Genomic DNA, 16,886 nt, shown 5'->3' on the forward strand with positions numbered 1-16,886 from the left:
ACGCGGTTCTCCTTGTGTTGCGGGTCAGTTGGTGGAGCGCAGGGCATCGGACAACGCGAGCAGCTCTTGCATGTCGGCTTCCCGGCTGCGTGGGCCCGGCAGAGCAGGCGTCGTAGGCATAGCTGCGTTGGTCGGCGCCCCGCTACGACGGGAGTGCGCGGCTGCGCGGAGTTGCTCAGCCACCCCGTCAACGTTCGTCTCGGGCGACACCGCATCGCTGCGCGGATTCGATTCCAGGTAGGGGCTGATCTCGACCAGGCCGTCGAGGCACTCGATGAACCGGCGGTGATGCCGACGGTGGACGCTCCGCGCTCGCCACTGGTCCCAGCGCGAAGGTGAGTCGGTCTTGAGCACCACGTGCGGAGCGGCCTCGGTCATCAACAGCCAGAGAGGCTCGAGGCGAGCGTGTTCGCGCCGGTGTCGTAGCCACAACCGACACAGGGACAGGCGGGTGCGTACGCCGGGATAGGTGATCCCGAGGACAAAGAGCAGGCTCGAGCAGACGAGGATCAGGGCTACGCAGAACAGGACCGAGTCGGAGACCGCCGCTCCGCGCCATCGCGCTGCGACGATAACGGCACGCATCGCGCAGGCGGTCGCCATGCCGACCATGCCCGCTCCGGCGGCCCACAGGCCCGTCGAGTGCGGTCGTGTGGACAGTCGTGCGTACCGGCGGGTCCACCGGCCGGCAACCGTCAACGCGTACATCAGATACAAGCCAGCGGCTGCGTAGAAGAAGGCAACTTGCCACATCCTCATGTCGGTTGTGGCGAAGCTGCCGGCCAGCTGGCGGTGCGGGATGCTCGCCGACGCGGCAGTGATGGCGGCGCCGACCACGGCCACGAGCGCCGCCTCAGCCCAGGCCCGTCGACGGCCACGTCGCTCGTCCGCAGCCGCGTACAGGTAGAAGCACATCAAGAAGTACACAGTGGCGAGCAGCAGCAGATTCTGCGCGACCTTCGCAGCGCCGTCGCCAGCGACCGTATCCAAGCCCGTCGCTCCCCCTGGCATGGCGACTGGGTACGACGCGGCCGCACACGTCAGACAGAGGGTGACCGACCGGAGGGGTCGGTCACTCGGCGCCTTCGACAGGTGGTACCACTTCCAGGCCACGGCCACGCCGAGGCAAGAAAGGAAGACGAACGCCACTACAGCCACCCTGCGCGATCGCCCAAGGCCGACTGCACCCGGCGGACCGACAGGTCATCACTTTGCACCGCCGGAGTGACGTGATCCAGGATCGCCGCCCACTCCCCCACGATCGTGGCGACGAGCTCGGCTTCCTGCTCCTCCTTGGTCCCGTACGAGCAGCGAAGGAGCACACGTCGTATCGCGTCCGCGCCGAGCCCAGGAAGCAGGGCCTCCCATACGGCACCGCCCGGCGGTCCAGGATGGTCGGCGAGGATGTGTCCCAGCTCGTGCAGGACGATGTGGTCCTGGTGATGCGCCGTCGTCTCCCGCTGGAAGACGATCACGTCCGCATGAGGTGTCTCGAGCCAGGCCCCGAGCGGGCCATCGGCCTGCAGCGGAAAGGCGCGCAGTTCGATGTGCCGGCCTCTGTGCCGCGCAAGCGCCGTACACAGATCCGGCACGCTCAGTGGCGGCTGAACATCGAGCGAACGCAGCAAGCGCCGAATGCGCTTCTCCAGCTCACGACTGGTCCACAACTGTACGCCGCGCCCGCTCGACCGCTCAGGTGGGACCGGTCGTGCCACTTCCTCGGAAGCCCCCTCCAAGCCAAGGCTCGGTACCGATCCAGACTTGGCGGTACGCCATCGCAACACCACGGCTGCCCTGCTCCCTCACTCACACATTCTTTGCACGAGTAATCCTGCACAGCCACTTCCGCCACCAAGAGTGGCGGTACTCAGCCCGTCGCGCCCTCGACACTCCGCACGAATACGGAATGTCGCTCTCCGTACATATCAGCCAGCGAAAATAACCGGATATAACCTCACACTCCCACCTACCCGGGGAAGCGGTGCATTCGGCATATGAGTGACACAGCCCATACGCCGGCCAAGCACGCGGTTTCTCCAGAGTTGGGCCCCCTGCTCAAGCGATGGCGCAAACGGATCGACCACCGGCGGATCACCGGCATCGATTCCACGCGCAGACGACTGAAGCCCGGGCTGACTCAGGACGAGGTCGCCTCTCTCACCGGCGTCGCAAGCTCCTGGTATCGCCAGCTGGAGGGCGGCAACCCGCGCCCCGTCTCCGAACAGTTCGTCCAGCGCTTGGCCATGACTCTCCGGCTGGAGGAAGCCGAGCGCGCCATCCTCTTCCAGCTCGCGCTCGGCCACGCGCCCCCGCCGCCCCGGACAGCGCCGGACCCCGCGTCCTATGCAAATCTGCAGTCAGTGCTCGACGCACTCCTGCCTCATCCGGCCTATGTCTCGAACCTCTGGTGGGACATCGTCGCCCACAACAAGCCCCAGGAGGACTGGTTCCCCTGGCTGCCCTACGAGCCCAACCTGATGCGCTTCGCCTTCTTGTATCCGGAGGCCCGGGAACAGCTCGTCAACTGGCGCAACGACTGGGCCATCCCCTTCCTCGCGCAGATCCGCTTCGCGATCGCCACGCATCCCGACGTTCCAGAACTCCTCCAACTGCGCGACGACATCCTGGACAGCAACCACGAAGCTCGTGAGCTATGGGCCGAACGTCTGGCACAGGCTCATCCAGACGGGGATGTCCGAAGCTTCTCGCTGCCCTTTCACGCTGGCCAAGAGATCCAAGTCCGCATCATGGCCTTCGCCCCGCTGAGCCACCCAGATCTACGCTTGATCGCGTTGGTCCGACAGCAGTGAGCAGACCTTCGATCGCAGCGTGATCAAGAGCTTCTGCCGCTCCATCAAGGACATCACGACGGGCGCCCGAGACACCCTCTCGGACAACTGTGAAGTCTTGGGCCAATCAACTGCCCTCCAAGTCTGTCGATTTGCCAGACGGCAGGTCATCGCGGGGCAGGGACGGCGATGCGCAGACACTCGGGGGCGCAGGCCCAGAGTTCGATGTGCACCATGTCCTTGCTGTACGGATCTCGGACTGTCCCGAAGAACCGGTCCCTGTACAGCCGTGCTCCGCAGTGAGCACAGGCCCAGCCGCGTAGCTGATCGCCGGTGAGAGTCGCCGGGTCGGGCAGCAGGCCGGTTCGCGTCATGTGTCCTGTCCCTGCGACGTCAGCCTCACCTCGACCACGTGTGCGCGTTGCCGCTCGGCTGCGTCCGCAGAGCGGACACGATTGGGGTCGGCGTCCCACTCGCGCCCTCCTCCCGGGGGCCGGAGCTGGAGGTACGGGCCGACGCTGCCCATAACCCGGCCGGTTCCGCCCGCCTCGGTGTCGACGACCAGGGCACCGATCCGCCATTCACTCGTCACGCTCACGACCTCCTCGCCGAATGACGTCTGCCAGACGTATGGCTACTGCGGGGCGGATGCGTCCCAGTTCCACCAAGTCCAGGTGCGGCCAGGTGTCATCGACACCGAGCGAGGGGATGACGATGTCCGCCTGGTTGAGGGCTTCACGCAGCGCATCCACCGCCGCCGCCGCGCGGGATGCGACCGGTTCATCAGACGAGGCCATGAGCAGGAAGCTAGAGACCGACTTCGGTTCACATCGTGGAAGTTGCTCAAAGTTGCTTGACACTCTAGGTGAGTTGCTCGAAGTTGCTACTGAAGGAGTGCGGACACCGTGGCGTGGCCCAGGGCGCGAGGTCAAGCTGTGATCACAACCGTACGAAGGGGGTAGATCAAGGCGCGACGACTGCGCTGCAACGGCACCGGAAGCGGCGGTACCGGCTGTCCGACCGTCCACGAGGACCTGGACACCGGTGACGTGATCTTCCACGGACCGCCGCTCACGCACGCGGATGACCTCGGACAGCTACAGCACCTCTCGCCCGGTGAAGTGGCGGTCGTGATCCCCCGTCACGTCGTCGTCGACTTCGCGCCCAAGGAGATGGAACGCGTGGCCCGGATCATCGGCCTCGACGAGTTCGAGAACCTGTTCCGTACCTTCGAGCACTCGGCATGGCGGTTGGAGAGCCGCCGCCGGTACGCGAGCGACGAGTCCACACCGACCTATCGGGAATTCCTCGCCACCGGATCGGCGACCTGGGATCCCCGCGATCCGTATGCCGAGCTGATCCGGCCCCAGATCGCCAGCGGCCACACCATCTCCCGGGTAAGGATCCTTGACGATCCCCCGACGGTCGGACTGCGCTACCTGCTCGACAATGCCCGCCGCAACAGCGCCCTCGGCGAGGAGATCAAGAGCCTCACCCGGGCCAGCGCCGATCGGCTGCGGCTGCCTGACGAGGACTTCTGGATCTTCGACTCACGCCTCGTCGCGAAGCTGAACTTCACCGACGCCGACGAACTCACCGACGTCGAACTGATCACCGAACCCGCCCAGGTGGTCCGCTGCTCCATGGCGCGTGACGCAGCCTGGCACCACGCCTTCCCGTACGAGCACGCCGCGACGCGGTACGCCAGGGACGCCCAGCCTGAATAGGTGCGCGACACATGAGCACGGACTTCCAGCAAGCCCGAACGGCCCTCGGGGTATGACTGCGGGAACTGAGACTGCACCGCCCCGGCGGCCGGCTCACCGGCGAGCAACTCGCCCGACAGCTCGGCTGGCACAAGTCGAAGGTCAGCAAGCTCGAGAACGGCAAACAGACAGCGACACCACAAGACTTCACCGCCTGGGCAGAGGCCACCGGTCACGAGGACGCCATCGCGGGTCTCCATTCACAGCTGGCCGGGTTCGAATCCCTCACCCGCTCCTGGCGCCGCCAGCTTGCCGGCGGCCACCGCCCCGTACAGGAAACGCTCCTGGCCGAGCACGAACGCACCCACGCGTTCCGCATGTGGGAGAACTCCGCCATCCCCGGCGTCCTCCAAACACCGGACTACGCACGCGCCATGTTCACCCGCTACACCGAACTTCGCAGCGTTCGCCCCCACATCGAGGAAGCCGTACGGGCACGGCTCGAACTGCAGAAATGGATCTACACGGGCACCAAGGAGTACCACGTCGTGCTCTGGGAAGCCGCCCTGTACGCCCTGATGTGCTCACCCCAGACCCTCGCCCTGCAACTGGAACGACTGGCCGCACTGGTCGGGCTCAACACGATGCGACTCGGCATCGTCCCGCTCACCGCATCCCTCAAAATCCCACCAGGAAACAGCTTCTGGATCTACGACGATCGCCTCGTCGTAGTCGAGGACTGGCACGCCGAACTCTGGCTCGACACCACGGACAGTGTCACGGCCTACGAAAAGGTATGGGACACGCTCACCGAGTCCGCGATATACGGCGCGGACGCACACCGCAGCATCCTGCGCGCCCGACAGGCTCTGGAACCACGCTGAATTGCGGTGTCGCTCCGGCCCGCGCGAACGTCGACGGACCCAGGCCGCTCCTCCTAGACCTGGCCGGGGGCACTATGGGCGCGGTGACGCCACACCGGGCGGCCGGGAGCGTGTCCGTCCGCAGACACGCTGACGTCCGTCCTACGGCACCATTCATGCGTTATGGCTGCGGGGGCCGTACCCGTGCGTGCGCGATCACCGTCTTCGCGTGCTCGACGGCGCCTGGTCGTCGAGCTGGCCGAGCGCCTTGCCACTGCCGCTGCGGTCGAGCTCTCAGGCCGCTTGTCCCGCTCGGAAATACGATTCTGGTTCTGGTCTGCAGCTTCTCCGCGCAGGGCGCCGACCTGCACGACGCCTGGGATGATCTGACGGCGCCACTGTCGATCGTCACCGCGTTGGCCCGAAACCTGGTCAAGGCGCCCGCTGCCGCGCTGCGCAGCCGCGTGGCCAAGGACGCAGAAGTCTTGGCGTACGGCGCGAGAACGCGGTGCTGCGCCGCCAGATCGCCCGAGTCCGCTACGTGCCTGCCGATCGGATCTGGCTGCCCGTCCTTTCCCGACTGGTCCCACGGGAACGCTGGCACCCAGTATTCGCAGTCACGCCGCTGGCCTGGCACCGCCAACTCACTGCGCGGAAGTGGACGTTCCCTCCGCACCATCGCCGCGGCAGGCCGTCCACCGCACGCACCATCAAGCAGCTCATCCTGCGCCTGGCCCGGGACAACAGCACCTGGGGCCGCCGCCGATCCCAGGGCGAACTCGCCCACCTCGGCTACCCGATCGCGCCCTCCACGGCCTGGGAAATCCTGCACGCCGCAGGCATCGCACTTCAACTTCCACTGTCGGCCCCAACGCCGCAGACCTTGGCGGTCGCGAGGCGCTGGGTGACGTCGCTGACCGTTATACGCGATGGCTTGCGACCGACTGCTCCGCGCTTCAGCGAGAGCTCGGCGCCAGCGCGTAGCGCACGGTCTGCGCCCGGATGAGACCGTCCCGGATGACGAACGTGTCCACGCCGTGCGTAGCACTGTTCTCCGACGAGGTCGCACTCCATTCGAGAAACAGGATCTCGCCGCCGAAGAGGGTGGTCTTCATGTCCCACTCCGCTTGCGGAAGATCGGCGAAGAGCTGCCTGAAGTTCTGGCGAGCCCCTTCCTTGCCGTGCACCACGCCGGCGGGAGTCACGATCACGGCGTCCTCAGCGAAATTGACGGCAAGCGCGTCGAGGTCCTCCGCGACCAGCGCGGCGCCATGACTGGCGTAGACCTGTTCGGGGGTGCGCGAGGCGATGTCGTTCACGAATACCACTTCTGTCTGGCTCAGGTGAGTGAGGAACGGGCGGCTTGCCCTCGCCGCGAGTACGGCACATATACATATTACATCGATTCGATATGTACATCGATACGATGCCCTGTCCCCGCACCGGGGCGCCCGACACCCAGACTCTTGACCGTCACCGACGCACCCGCCTGCGACGGCCACGCCACCACGGAGGTGCGACGCCCCGACGGGTGGTCAGTGACGAATGAGGAGAACCAGCCCGGCGAGCACCACAGCCAGCACGACGGCGGCAACGCCGTACACCAATCGATGCGTCCGCAGGCCGGGAAGATAGCGGTCCACAGCCAACCTGACGGGACCGGTCAGGGCCAGCCCCGCCGCCACCGCAGCCAGCAGGAGCTCGTACTCCACACCATCGGGCGCGAAGAAGCCGCCGCTCCACTTCACCGCCAGGGCATTGATCATGGTGCCGAGTACGGCGGCACCCGCAAGCGGCGTGAGAAGCCCAAAGATCAGGCCAAGGCCACCCAACGTCTCCGTGAGACCAGCGATCACCGCCATGGCCTTGCCTGACGGATAACCGCTCGCGGCGAAGAACTGACCGGTGCCCTCGATGCCACCTCCACCGAACCAGCCGAACAGTTTCTGCCCACCGTGCGCCGCCAGAGTCAAGCCCAGCGCCAGACGCAGGACCAGCAACCCCACGTCATAGGCATACGGAGAAGGAGTTGCAGACCCGTTGCCGACAAGGGTGTCAGCGGGACGGTTGGTGACGGTCATAGTGATGCGCCCTCCTGTGCGACGAGAACAAGAACTTGAAAGTTCAAGCTATCGCCACGATAGCATTTGAGTGAATGTTCAACAAAATTCGCGAGTGACGAGCGATCACCCGTCTCCGCAGCGCGGTGGAACACCCGAACGGACCACCTACTGCCGGACACGCGGGAAAGCCTGGGGAGGCGAGAAGTGCCGGCCCAGAGCCATCCCCGCGCATCCTCGCGACCAGATCCAGATGGCTGGGCAAACCGGGGATATGCCGACCAGGCGGAACGGGGCCGACTTCTCGGCCAGGCGTCCATGAATGTCGCCCAGGGCGCCCTCACGCGCCGGGGCGGGTGAACCCCGACTGACCGCTGTGCACCACGGGCAGGCCCTTCAAAGTGACGACGAGACTCTCCCTCACCCTCAGGCGCTTTGCTCGTGCACCGGCACCGAAGGATCGCCCAACTGGCGTCGGGACATAGACGCACCTGTGCGAGGAGCGTGCCGGTTTTGCCCACCCTGCAGACACGACGGCTGGTTCGGCCTAGCGGGCGTGTTCCACGAGCCAGCCCGACAGTGCCGTCAGTGCCTCACGGGCGATTCCGTGACCCACCGGGTCCTGTCGGGCGAGGGTCGGCGCCCCCGACTCGACCGTCGCGTAGTGCCACGTCCGATCGAGCAGGTCACGAGGAATCACCTCGTCGTGAAGCCCCTGGGCCACGAAGACGGGAACTCCCGCCAGACGCCCAGGGCCGGTGGGCACACCCGCGTCGAAAGGCAACGTGCCATAGAGGATCGCCGCGCCGGCGAACCGCGCGGGATCATCCAGCAGCAGGCCCCCGGCGAAGGCGGCGCCACCACTGAAGCCGACAAGGAAGACGGGACGCCCGGGCGGGGCCACCTCATCCAACCAGCGCCGGAACCAGTGCATCGTGACCCGCAGCGACGTCGCCACGGGCCGCCCGACGCCTCGGTTCGCGAACCACGCGAAGCCGCCGTTTTCCGCGAGAGGAGCGCGCACTGCCGCGTAGGACAGGTGGCCCGGAAGCTCGTCCGCCAGTCCGACGATGTCGGTCTCGCGTGCGCCGCGGCCATGCAGCAGAACGACGAGCGGCGCGTCCGTGCCGCCTCGTGAAGCGACGATGGGTATGCCGAACCCGTCGGGTGACGGGGTGTTGTTCATGGACGTTTCCCGTTCAGGCGGTCGGGCCGAGCAGCGCCCAGCCGCTCTGCCACGACCAGTTGTTCCCGGCGTTCAGCGAGATGTTGAGGAAGGCCATCTCCTCGAGGGCCCTGGCCATGCGCAGCCCACCGGCGTCGATCGGACGGAATCCGAGCGAGGTGAGTAGTTCGGCGACCACCTTCTTGGCGTCGGAGTCGTCACCGGCGTAGTACCCGTCGAGCCGGGTGTCGCCCTCGGCCGGGGAAAGCAGCTGATACGGGGTCAGCCTTCCCTCGGGAATTGTGGTTTCGACCCGGCCGCCGTAGCGATGCCGGCCGCGAGGAGTCTCTCAGCGGGACACCGTCGCAGCCGCGCCCGACGTCGCGTTCTCGACGCTCGACTCGCGCCTGCCCAGCGTGAAGTCCGCGGCGACCGTCTCGCCCGCCCGCAGCAGCTTGCGGTGGGCCAGCGGGTGCATCCCGGGTGCCGAAGCGACGACGGAGAGGTGGTCCTCGGGTAAGCCCGTGACGGCATAGCGCCCTTGTTGGTCGGTGATGGTGGAGACCAACTGCCGCCCCTGGCCGTCCAGCACGATCACCGCGGCCCCGCGCACCGGCTCCTGGTCGGGATCGCGCACCACCCCGGCCAGGACGGGCATCGGTTCGCCGAAATGGTGCCGGTGCACCGGGAGTGCGGTGGGAACGGCGGTTTCGAGGGCCGGATCGTCCACGGGAGGTTCGGCGACCGCGTCTCGTACAGCGGCGCGACGGTGCCGCAGGAAATCGAGACCGAGCAGGCCCGCACCTCCGGCGATCCAGGCACACAGGACGAGGACCGGTTTGAGGACCCCGGCGCCGCTGAAGTACAGGACTCCCCGCAGCGCGTCGACGGCGTTCGCCAGCGGCATGACGGCGTGCAGGCCCTGGAAGAACCCTGGCATCAGCGGAGCCGGCACCGCGCCGCCGCTCGTCGGGATCGATATGACGATGAACAGTGTCATGCCTACGGCGGGCAGGAACTGGCGGGTGAAGGGGGCGAGCCCGGATGCAGCCGTGGCCACAGCGGTGGTGAGCAGGAAGGCGACGCCCATCACGGCAGGTTCGGCGTTCAGGTAGCCGAGCGCGGTCCCCACCGCATAGCCGACGCTGCTGAAGACCGCGGCTACGACCGCGATTGCCATCAGTTTGCGTCGCCGGTCGAAAGCGACGGCGCGCAGCAGCATGGTGGCGAGGATGTAGGCGGGGATATTCCAGGCGATGGCGAAGTAGAGGACGGTCGAACCCAGCAGGTCCTTGCCCGCAGTCGGCACGACGTCGCGGATCGCGAGCCGTCCTGCCGACCCCGCGACCTCGCCGAACGCGGTGGTCAGGGTCTGTTCCAGGGACGCCCCGTTCGCCTTCGCGACGTAGAGCACCGGGTGCGCCCCGTCGGGGGCATAGCCCGCGAAGGCATCCCGGTCCAGGACCGCCTGCCGGGCCTGCCCCGGATCGGCGACATTGTGGACGTCGTATCCGCCGGGGTACCGCGCGTCCAGGTCCGCGTCGATCCGGGCCGCCGCGGCCTCGCCTCCCACCACGACCACCTTCACACGGTGCGGTCCGGGAGCGTGCAGGGCCGGAGCGAAGACGAAGATGATGCCCAGGAACAGGACCCCGGGGAACCAAGCCGCTTCGGACAGGGCCTTCGCCGCCCTGCCAAGTGACCGTTTACTTCTCTCCACCGTGTCGCGCTCCGTTTCCCGCACCAATTGACGTACCGATCGGCACACAAATAACAGGGATGGACTATACGTGTACCGTCCGGTACATTCAAAATGTGGCCCGCCCCATAAACACCGAGAAGCGTGCCGAACTCCTCGCCCAGGTGGTGGAGTACGTCCAGCGCCGCGGCCTTGCGAACCTCTCGCTGAGCCCGCTCGCCGAGGACATCGGCACCACGAAGCGCATGCTGCTCTACTACTTCGGCAGCCGCGAGAACCTGCTGGCAATGACCCTCGCGGCAAGCCGCCCCGATGCACACGCACTGTTCGACGGCGTCGCGGACAACGCAGGGCTGCGCCGATCGGCCCACGCCCTGTGGAACGCGATCACCGTCGGGGAGCAGGCCGGGCCGATCCGCATGCTCCTCCAGCTCCTGAGCCTGGCCGCAACCGACCCGGAGGACTACGGAGATCTCGCCAAGGAAACCGTCGAGGTCATGATCGGCCCGATCGCGGACGCCTTCACACGCCTCGGCCATCGGCGGGAGCAGGCACGGGAGCGTGCGACCCTGCTCGTTTCCGGTCTGCGCGGCCTGTGCCAGGACCGCCTGGTGACAGGAGACGCAGCCCGCACCGACGCAGCAGCCTCACACCTCATCGAAGCGGCAGTCGAGGCGTAATAGCGATCCGCCCCACTGGACACCGAGCACCCCGCGCCGAGATCCGGAACCCCGCGGCGCGACCGCCAACCAACTCGTCCGGCAGAGATCCCCTGCGCAGCCGCCCAACCCAGGACAGCCGATCAGGGGCGGCGTTAACCCCACCGGCGAAGCAGTCCTAATCCGCGACCGCAGCGCGACGACCGAGCGGACCCCTCAGCGCCGCATCGGCTCGCACGGCGACACCTACCGCGGCCACACGCACCCCGATCGCGCGACCGCGGCTCATCTCGCACCTCACCCAGCAGCCCAACCCGCCGTTTCCGCCTGGCGAGGAGGATTCTCGCTTTACCGTACCGATCGGTACGTCTATATTTATTTACGTACCGACTGGTATAGAAATTCATCGGAAGAAGATGATCGCGTCATGCGAAACAAGATCGCCTTGGAGGAACACTGGGAGTCCGTGGACTTCCCTGCCACTGGTAGTCACGACTTCACCGCCCCTGACTACTTCGCCGACGTCGAGCGCCGGCTGCACGAGGTCGACGAGCGCGTCGAGGACATGGACCGCAACGGCATCGGCATCGACATCCTGTCGCTGACCCAGCCCGGCATCGAAGGTCTCACCGACCCCAAGCAGGCCGTCGAGCTGGCCCACCGGATGAACGACCATGCCGCCGAGGAGCTCGTCGCTCGCCATCCGGGCCGCCTCAAGGCGTTCGCCGCCCTGCCGCTGCAGGACCCGGAGGCGGCGGCCGAGGAACTGCGTCGCTCGGTCAAGGACCTCGGCTTCGTCGGCGCCCTGATTAACGGCTACAGCAACATCGGCGACGAGAACAGCGCACAGTATCTGGATGAGCCGCAGGTCGAGCCGTTCTGGGCGGCCGTGGAGGAGCTCGGCGTTCCGGTCTAGCTCCACCCCCGCATTCCCCTGCCCAACCAGCAGCGCATCTACGAGGGTTACGAGGGCCTGCTCGGCTCCGCCTGGGGCTTCGGCTTCGAGACCGCCACTCACGCCCTACGTCTGATCCTCAGCGGCCTCTTCGACCGCCACCCGGGCGTCCAGGTGGTCCTCGGCCACCTGGGCGAAGCGCTCCCCTTCACGCTGCCGCGCGTCGAGCACCGCCTGCGCCACCAGCGTCCGGAAACGCACGGTGCGCACGAGGAGAACCCGATGCACTACCTCCTGAACAACTTCTACCTGACCACCAGCGGCGTGTTCCGTACCCAGGGTCTGGTGGACACGCTCATGGAGGTGGGCGCCGACCGTGTCCTGTTCTCCGTCGACTATCCGTACGAGTCCATGGATGAGATCTCTCCGTGGTTCGATGCCTCACCGATCAGCGACAACGACCGCGTGAAGATCGGCCAGACCAACGCAGAGAAGCTGTTCGGAATCAAGCAGGCCCCGGCCGCCTAATTCCCGCATCCTCCGCAGACCCGCGCTCCCGGCATGATCGACAACGACGTCCTCCTGCCGGGGGCGTGCCCTCGCTGCGCGTAAGGCAGTTGAACCCGAGCCCACAGGCGCTCCGCCGGGGCTCGGCACCGCTCGGCCGCTCCTACGACCCGGGCTGACAACCGCCGGGACGTTGAACGCACGCCTTGCTTGGTACCGGGTGTCGGCGTACACGTGAACGAGTACGCGGACACCGGGCAGCGATGCCTTCCCACAGAGCGGCGACAGCCGGTGTTTCGCCGATGTCAGTCAGTGTTCTTGGTGTGCTGAGCGGGCGCCGGGCAGACGCCTCCCGATCACCTGGCCACGATGCCTAGCGGAAGGGCCGTCGCTGTCCTCGCCCGTGCTCAGCAGGACTCACTCTGGAACCGGCAGCAGCCGTCCAACCAGCTCCGTTCGCTGCTGTGCGAGTACTACCCGGCAGCCCTGGCGGCCTTCGAGTCCTGGAGCAACGGCCTGTGTCGGCCGGCGGCCCGGGAGCTTCTGAAGGCGGCCCCGATACTGACGCGGGTCGCGCGGCTGACCCGCACGCAGTTGGAGGCCGCGCTCAAGCGCGCCGGTCGCAAGCGGGGCATCACAGCCGAAGCCGACCGGCTCCGTGACGTCTTCCGCGATGACTACGCGCACCGGCCGCCGCTGGTCGAGGACGCACTGGGCAAGCAAATGCTCGCCCTCCTGCGCCAACTGGAAGCTGCTTGCACCGCCGCCGATGACCTCGCCGAGGCGGTCGGAGAGGCTGTCCCTCAGCACCCGGACGCTGAGAGCGCCCTCAGCTTCCCCGGCCTCGGCGTCCAGCTCGGCGCCCGGGCGCTCGCCGAGATCGGAGACGACCGGGCCCGCTTCGCGGACGCCCGCAGGCTGAAGGCATACGCCGGTGCTTCGCCCATCACCAGGGCCTCCGGCAAGAAGTCGAGCATCACCCGCAGGTGGGTCAAGAACGACCGGCTCAACGCAGCGGGCTACCTCTGGGCCTTCGCCTCCATCACCGCCTCGCCCGGCGCCAAGGCCCACTACCGGCGTCGCCGCGACGACCACAGAGACAGGCACGCCGCCGCCCAGCGCCACCCTCTTCAACCGCATGCTCGGCGAGCTCTACTACCGCCTCCAGCGCCACACGTTGTTCGACGAACACACGGCCTTGCCGACCGCTCTCGCCACAGCCGCTTGACACGTTGAGCGGCTGAGGTGTCTACGAGGCAGCGTCCGAACAACATCAACATGCTGGCACAAGCCGCACAGCCGTGTCCGGGATTCGAGGTCTGGGACCGATTTCATGTCGCCCCTGTTCAACGTCTTGGCATGGAGGCATCACCGCCCTACGCTTCAAGCGCCATCACACTGGCGAAGTGACTTCATGTACGTGAAGGACGATGATGATGAAGCTTTCTGGCCTCTGGCCCGCCCTGCTGACTCCACTCACCGAGGAGGGTGCCGTTGACCATCCCGCCCTGGCGGCCCTGGTCGAGGATCTGATTCTGCGACGGGTCGACGGCGTCGTTCCCCTGGGATCGACCGGCGAGTTCACCGAGTTCACCGCTCAGGAGCGCCGCGCCATTGTGGAGACCGTGGTGACGGCCGTGGATCACCGTGTGCCGGTGCTGGCCGGGGTCAGCGGCCTGTCCACGGTCGAGACCTGCGACCACGCCACGGTCGCGGCTGAAGCCGGGGTGGACGCGGTGCTTGCGCTCCCGCCGGTGTACTGGAAGGTTTCCGACGACCGGATCTTCGATCACTTCGTGTCCGTGGCAGACGCCGCGGGCCTGCCGGTTGTCGTCTACGACTTTCCGGGGCTGACCGCGCAACCCCTCACGCCGGCACTTTTGCGAAGGCTCGCCGTCGAGGAGCCCCGGGTGATCGGCGCCAAACTCACCGTGCGGGACATCATGGCCGTGACCGCCGCGCTCGCCGCGACGCGCCCGCACCGGCCCGACTTCTCGATCGTCACGGGCTTCGAAGACCTCATCCCGGCGGCGATGTGGGCGGGTGCGGACGGCGCGATCAGCGGCATGGCCAACGTGATCCCCGATGAACTCGTGGCTCTGGTCGATGCGCTCGAGAAGGGCCAGCCCGACTCTGCCGAACACCATCGCGCGGTGATGGCCGATTTCGACATCTACGGCCTCAGTGAACCAGCGATCCCCGGCATCAAGGCAGCAGCCGCGGCCCTGGGCCGGATCCCGCGCGCCAACTGGCGGCTCGACGCCGGACCGGAAGAGCCCGTGCTCGACGCTGCCGCCGCCTGGGCCGCCGTACGGCAACCGACAAGCCAGCGAAAGGACGCGGCATGATCGACGCCCGGATCTCTTCCGTCCGCGTGGTGGAACTGACCACCACTCTGCCTGAGACTCCCTTCCCGCGCGGATTCCCCCCGCAATCACGGCCCGCCAGCATCTACGACTCCCAGCACATGGGGCCGGCCGGCAGGCCCACTGCGGGCGTGGCCCGGAAGAAGACGTCGCTGTACCTGGAGATCGGCACGACGAAGGGCGTGACCGGCCGCTACGGACCCATCGACCGGGAGGCCGTCGCGCCGCTGGCCGACGGGATGGCAGCCTCCCTGCTCGGGCTGGACGCGCTCGCCCACGGCTACATCTGGGACCTGCTGCAGCGTGCCGATCGGCACGCCCGGCACGGCCAGCGCAAGATCGCCATCAGCGCAGTGGATAACGCGCTGTGGGACGTGCGCGGCCGGCTGTTCGGGGCTCCGGTGTGGCAGTTGCTCGGCGGCTCGGGACGGGCGCGCATCCCCGCCTACGCAAGCACCCTCGGCACCTTCCACAGCGAAGGTGAAGTCGAGCGGACAGCCGCGGAGTTGATGGATGAGGGGTACACGGCGCAGAAGTGGTTCTTCGCGGACGGCCCCGGGCAGGGACCGGACGGCATGGATCGCAATGTCGCGTTGGCGGAGCGCGCACGATCGTCCGTGGGCGAGAGCTGCGCCCTCATGTTCGACGCGTTCATGAGCTGGGATCTCGCCTACGCCCGCCAGTGGTGCCGGCGTGTGGAGCACCTGCGGCCGGACTGGCTCGAGGAGCCCTTCCCGCCCGGCGCAGTGCCCGCGTTCGCGCAGCTGCGCAGTTCCACCGTCATCCCGATTGCCACGGGCGAGCACCTCTACGACCGTCACGATGTCCTGCCGTTTCTCCAGCATGGGCTGATCGGTGTGCTGCAGGCCGATCCGGAATGGTGCGGTGGGGTCACGGACTTGGTCCGCATGTGCGCTGTGGCGGAACCGTTCGGCGTTGCGGTGATCCCGCACGGCCACGGCATTCACGCCGCCTTGCACGTGGTGGCCGGCCAGTCACCCGAGACATGTCCGCGTGTGGAGTACCTGTTCCATCACATGCCGGAACGCCACCACTTCGAGGCGGACCCGCCCACGCCGAAGGGGGGCACGTTCGCTCTGCCGACCCGGCCCGGTTTCGGGATCGAGCTGGCCCAGGAGCGCATCGAGACGACTCGTGACGTGGTGGCGGCCGGATGAATCCCGCCCTACGCCCCCTCACCCTCCAGGCGGTTGAGGTTGCCCAGGAACTCCGGGGACCGACCAGGGGGCGCCGGCGCCCGGCGCCCGGTCAGCATCGCGCGCGCCTCGAGCAACAGGTCGGCCAGTTCGGTCAGCCGGCCTTCCTCGAGCCGACCGACCGGTACCGCGAACGAGATCGCATCGCGCACGGTGGCCGGTCCGGGGATGCTCACCGCGACGCACCCCAGGCCGATGTCGGACTCCTGGCTCTCGAGGGCGTAGCCACGGTCGCGACTGGCGGCCAGGTCCTGCAGCAGGGCCTCCCGGTCAGTGATCGTGTGGGGGGTCAGTGCGACGAGGGGCCAGCGCAGATGGTCGACCACCCACTCGTCGGTCTCGGTGGCGAGGATCGCCTTGCCGAGCGAGGCCGCGTGCGCGGGGATGCGCTGGCCGACAGAGGAGTGGACCCGCACCAGAAAGCGCGACTCCCGCTTCGCGAGGTAGACGATGTCGGAGCCGAGCAGGCGCCCGTAGTGCACCGTCTCTCCGGTCTCCTCGCTGAGCCAGTCGAGGACCGGGCGCGCGGCGAGCACGGCCTCGTCGGCGCGCGCGTAGCTGGAGCCGATCATCAGGGCGCGCACCCCGATCCGGTAGAGCGATCCGGTTGCGTCGGTCTCGACCCATCCCCGCTGCTGCATGGTGCGCAACAGCCCGTGCAGGCTGCTCTGCGGGATACCCAGTACGGCGCTGAGCTGGGTCATGGTGGGCCGGTCCTGGCGGCCTCCCAGAGCCTCCATGACAGCCATGACCCGGTCCGCTGACTTGACCGGTGAGAACTCCTTGGTCGCCCGCGGTGGTTGAGCGGGCTTCGTAGCCTCGGTCATACCGGAAGGGCCGGCCGGCCCGGCTTCCCCACCAGCTGACTGGTTGTCCTGTGTGACGCGCGCTCGCCCCGGCTTCATGCCAACGAAGTTACATCACATATGAGAAGAGGCGCACTGTGGCGTTCACTTCGCA

The 16,886-nt window shown here is 67.4% G+C and carries 16 protein-coding genes and 3 pseudogenes; 9 read left to right on the forward strand and 10 right to left on the reverse strand.

Features of this window, described 5'->3' with window-relative positions:
- Positions 1-24 precede the first annotated feature (24 nt).
- Both ACZ67T_RS35180 and ACZ67T_RS35185 read right to left on the reverse strand, forming a co-directional pair.
- Positions 25-1,158: an MAB_1171c family putative transporter gene (locus ACZ67T_RS35180; protein ID WP_469989606.1), complete on the reverse strand. Its 1,134-nt coding sequence runs from the start codon at positions 1,156-1,158 to the stop codon at positions 25-27.
- Complete coding sequence (locus tag ACZ67T_RS35185) at positions 1,149-1,715, reverse strand: hypothetical protein (protein WP_469989608.1); 567 nt, start codon at positions 1,713-1,715, stop codon at positions 1,149-1,151. Before ACZ67T_RS35185 ends, ACZ67T_RS35180 begins: the two co-directional genes overlap by 10 nt.
- A gap of 279 nt (positions 1,716-1,994) precedes the next feature.
- Here ACZ67T_RS35185 and ACZ67T_RS35190 point away from each other — a divergent pair, with 279 nt between their 5' ends.
- Positions 1,995-2,810: a helix-turn-helix transcriptional regulator gene (locus ACZ67T_RS35190; RefSeq protein WP_469989609.1), complete on the forward strand. Its 816-nt coding sequence runs from the start codon at positions 1,995-1,997 to the stop codon at positions 2,808-2,810.
- Positions 2,811-3,159: 349 nt separating this feature from the next.
- On the opposite strand, the gene ACZ67T_RS35195 is transcribed toward ACZ67T_RS35190, so the two are convergent.
- The gene (locus tag ACZ67T_RS35195) at positions 3,160-3,381 is read right to left on the reverse strand and encodes a hypothetical protein (RefSeq protein WP_469989611.1); all 222 of its coding nucleotides are present in this window, start codon (positions 3,379-3,381) and stop codon (positions 3,160-3,162) included.
- Complete coding sequence (locus ACZ67T_RS35200; RefSeq protein ID WP_469989612.1) at positions 3,371-3,586, reverse strand: hypothetical protein; 216 nt, start codon at positions 3,584-3,586, stop codon at positions 3,371-3,373. Before ACZ67T_RS35200 ends, ACZ67T_RS35195 begins: the two co-directional genes overlap by 11 nt.
- A gap of 165 nt (positions 3,587-3,751) precedes the next feature.
- Here ACZ67T_RS35200 and ACZ67T_RS35205 point away from each other — a divergent pair, with 165 nt between their 5' ends.
- From ACZ67T_RS35205 to ACZ67T_RS35215, 3 genes and pseudogenes are all read left to right on the forward strand, one after another.
- Positions 3,752-4,516, forward strand: coding sequence for a DUF6879 family protein (locus ACZ67T_RS35205; RefSeq protein ID WP_469989758.1), 765 nt, complete (start codon positions 3,752-3,754; stop codon positions 4,514-4,516).
- A 65-nt stretch (positions 4,517-4,581) separates the two neighbouring features.
- Positions 4,582-4,716: pseudogene (locus tag ACZ67T_RS35210) on the forward strand (helix-turn-helix domain-containing protein); the annotation flags it as partial.
- A gap of 156 nt (positions 4,717-4,872) precedes the next feature.
- Positions 4,873-5,379: a DUF5753 domain-containing protein gene (locus ACZ67T_RS35215; protein ID WP_469989614.1), complete on the forward strand. Its 507-nt coding sequence runs from the start codon at positions 4,873-4,875 to the stop codon at positions 5,377-5,379.
- A gap of 935 nt (positions 5,380-6,314) precedes the next feature.
- Here the strand turns inward: ACZ67T_RS35215 and ACZ67T_RS35220 are convergent.
- The 5 genes from ACZ67T_RS35220 to ACZ67T_RS35240 form a co-directional block, all read right to left on the reverse strand.
- Positions 6,315-6,677 (reverse strand): nuclear transport factor 2 family protein, encoded by a 363-nt coding sequence (locus tag ACZ67T_RS35220; protein WP_469989616.1) that lies wholly within the window; start codon positions 6,675-6,677, stop codon positions 6,315-6,317.
- Positions 6,678-6,893: 216 nt separating this feature from the next.
- Positions 6,894-7,439 (reverse strand): DoxX family protein, encoded by a 546-nt coding sequence (locus ACZ67T_RS35225; RefSeq protein WP_469989618.1) that lies wholly within the window; start codon positions 7,437-7,439, stop codon positions 6,894-6,896.
- A gap of 526 nt (positions 7,440-7,965) precedes the next feature.
- Complete coding sequence (locus ACZ67T_RS35230; RefSeq protein WP_469989619.1) at positions 7,966-8,604, reverse strand: alpha/beta hydrolase; 639 nt, start codon at positions 8,602-8,604, stop codon at positions 7,966-7,968.
- A 13-nt stretch (positions 8,605-8,617) separates the two neighbouring features.
- Positions 8,618-8,782, reverse strand: a complete 165-nt coding sequence (locus ACZ67T_RS35235; protein WP_469989621.1) for a hypothetical protein — start codon at positions 8,780-8,782, stop codon at positions 8,618-8,620.
- 150 nt (positions 8,783-8,932) lie between these two features.
- Complete coding sequence (locus ACZ67T_RS35240; protein ID WP_469989622.1) at positions 8,933-10,303, reverse strand: carboxypeptidase regulatory-like domain-containing protein; 1,371 nt, start codon at positions 10,301-10,303, stop codon at positions 8,933-8,935.
- Positions 10,304-10,398: 95 nt separating this feature from the next.
- On the opposite strand from ACZ67T_RS35240, the gene ACZ67T_RS35245 reads away from it, so the two are divergent.
- From ACZ67T_RS35245 to ACZ67T_RS35265, 5 genes and pseudogenes are all read left to right on the forward strand, one after another.
- Positions 10,399-10,962, forward strand: coding sequence for a TetR/AcrR family transcriptional regulator (locus ACZ67T_RS35245; RefSeq protein WP_469989624.1), 564 nt, complete (start codon positions 10,399-10,401; stop codon positions 10,960-10,962).
- A 544-nt stretch (positions 10,963-11,506) separates the two neighbouring features.
- Positions 11,507-12,364: pseudogene (locus tag ACZ67T_RS35250) on the forward strand (amidohydrolase family protein).
- A gap of 360 nt (positions 12,365-12,724) precedes the next feature.
- Positions 12,725-13,571 (forward strand): annotated as a pseudogene (locus ACZ67T_RS35255) (transposase); the annotation flags it as partial.
- Between the two features lie 202 nt (positions 13,572-13,773).
- On the forward strand, positions 13,774-14,691 hold the full coding sequence (locus ACZ67T_RS35260) for a dihydrodipicolinate synthase family protein (protein WP_469989626.1): 918 nt from the start codon (positions 13,774-13,776) through the stop codon (positions 14,689-14,691).
- Positions 14,688-15,887 carry an enolase C-terminal domain-like protein gene (locus tag ACZ67T_RS35265; RefSeq protein WP_469989628.1) on the forward strand — a complete coding sequence of 400 codons (1,200 nt, stop codon included), beginning with the start codon at positions 14,688-14,690 and terminating at the stop codon, positions 15,885-15,887. Before ACZ67T_RS35260 ends, ACZ67T_RS35265 begins: the two co-directional genes overlap by 4 nt.
- Before the next feature lie 8 nt (positions 15,888-15,895).
- Here the strand turns inward: ACZ67T_RS35265 and ACZ67T_RS35270 are convergent, their stop codons facing one another.
- Positions 15,896-16,753: an IclR family transcriptional regulator gene (locus ACZ67T_RS35270; RefSeq protein WP_469989629.1), complete on the reverse strand. Its 858-nt coding sequence runs from the start codon at positions 16,751-16,753 to the stop codon at positions 15,896-15,898.
- Positions 16,754-16,886: the final 133 nt, after the last annotated feature.

The organism is Streptomyces sp. NPDC107517, from assembly GCF_055582645.1.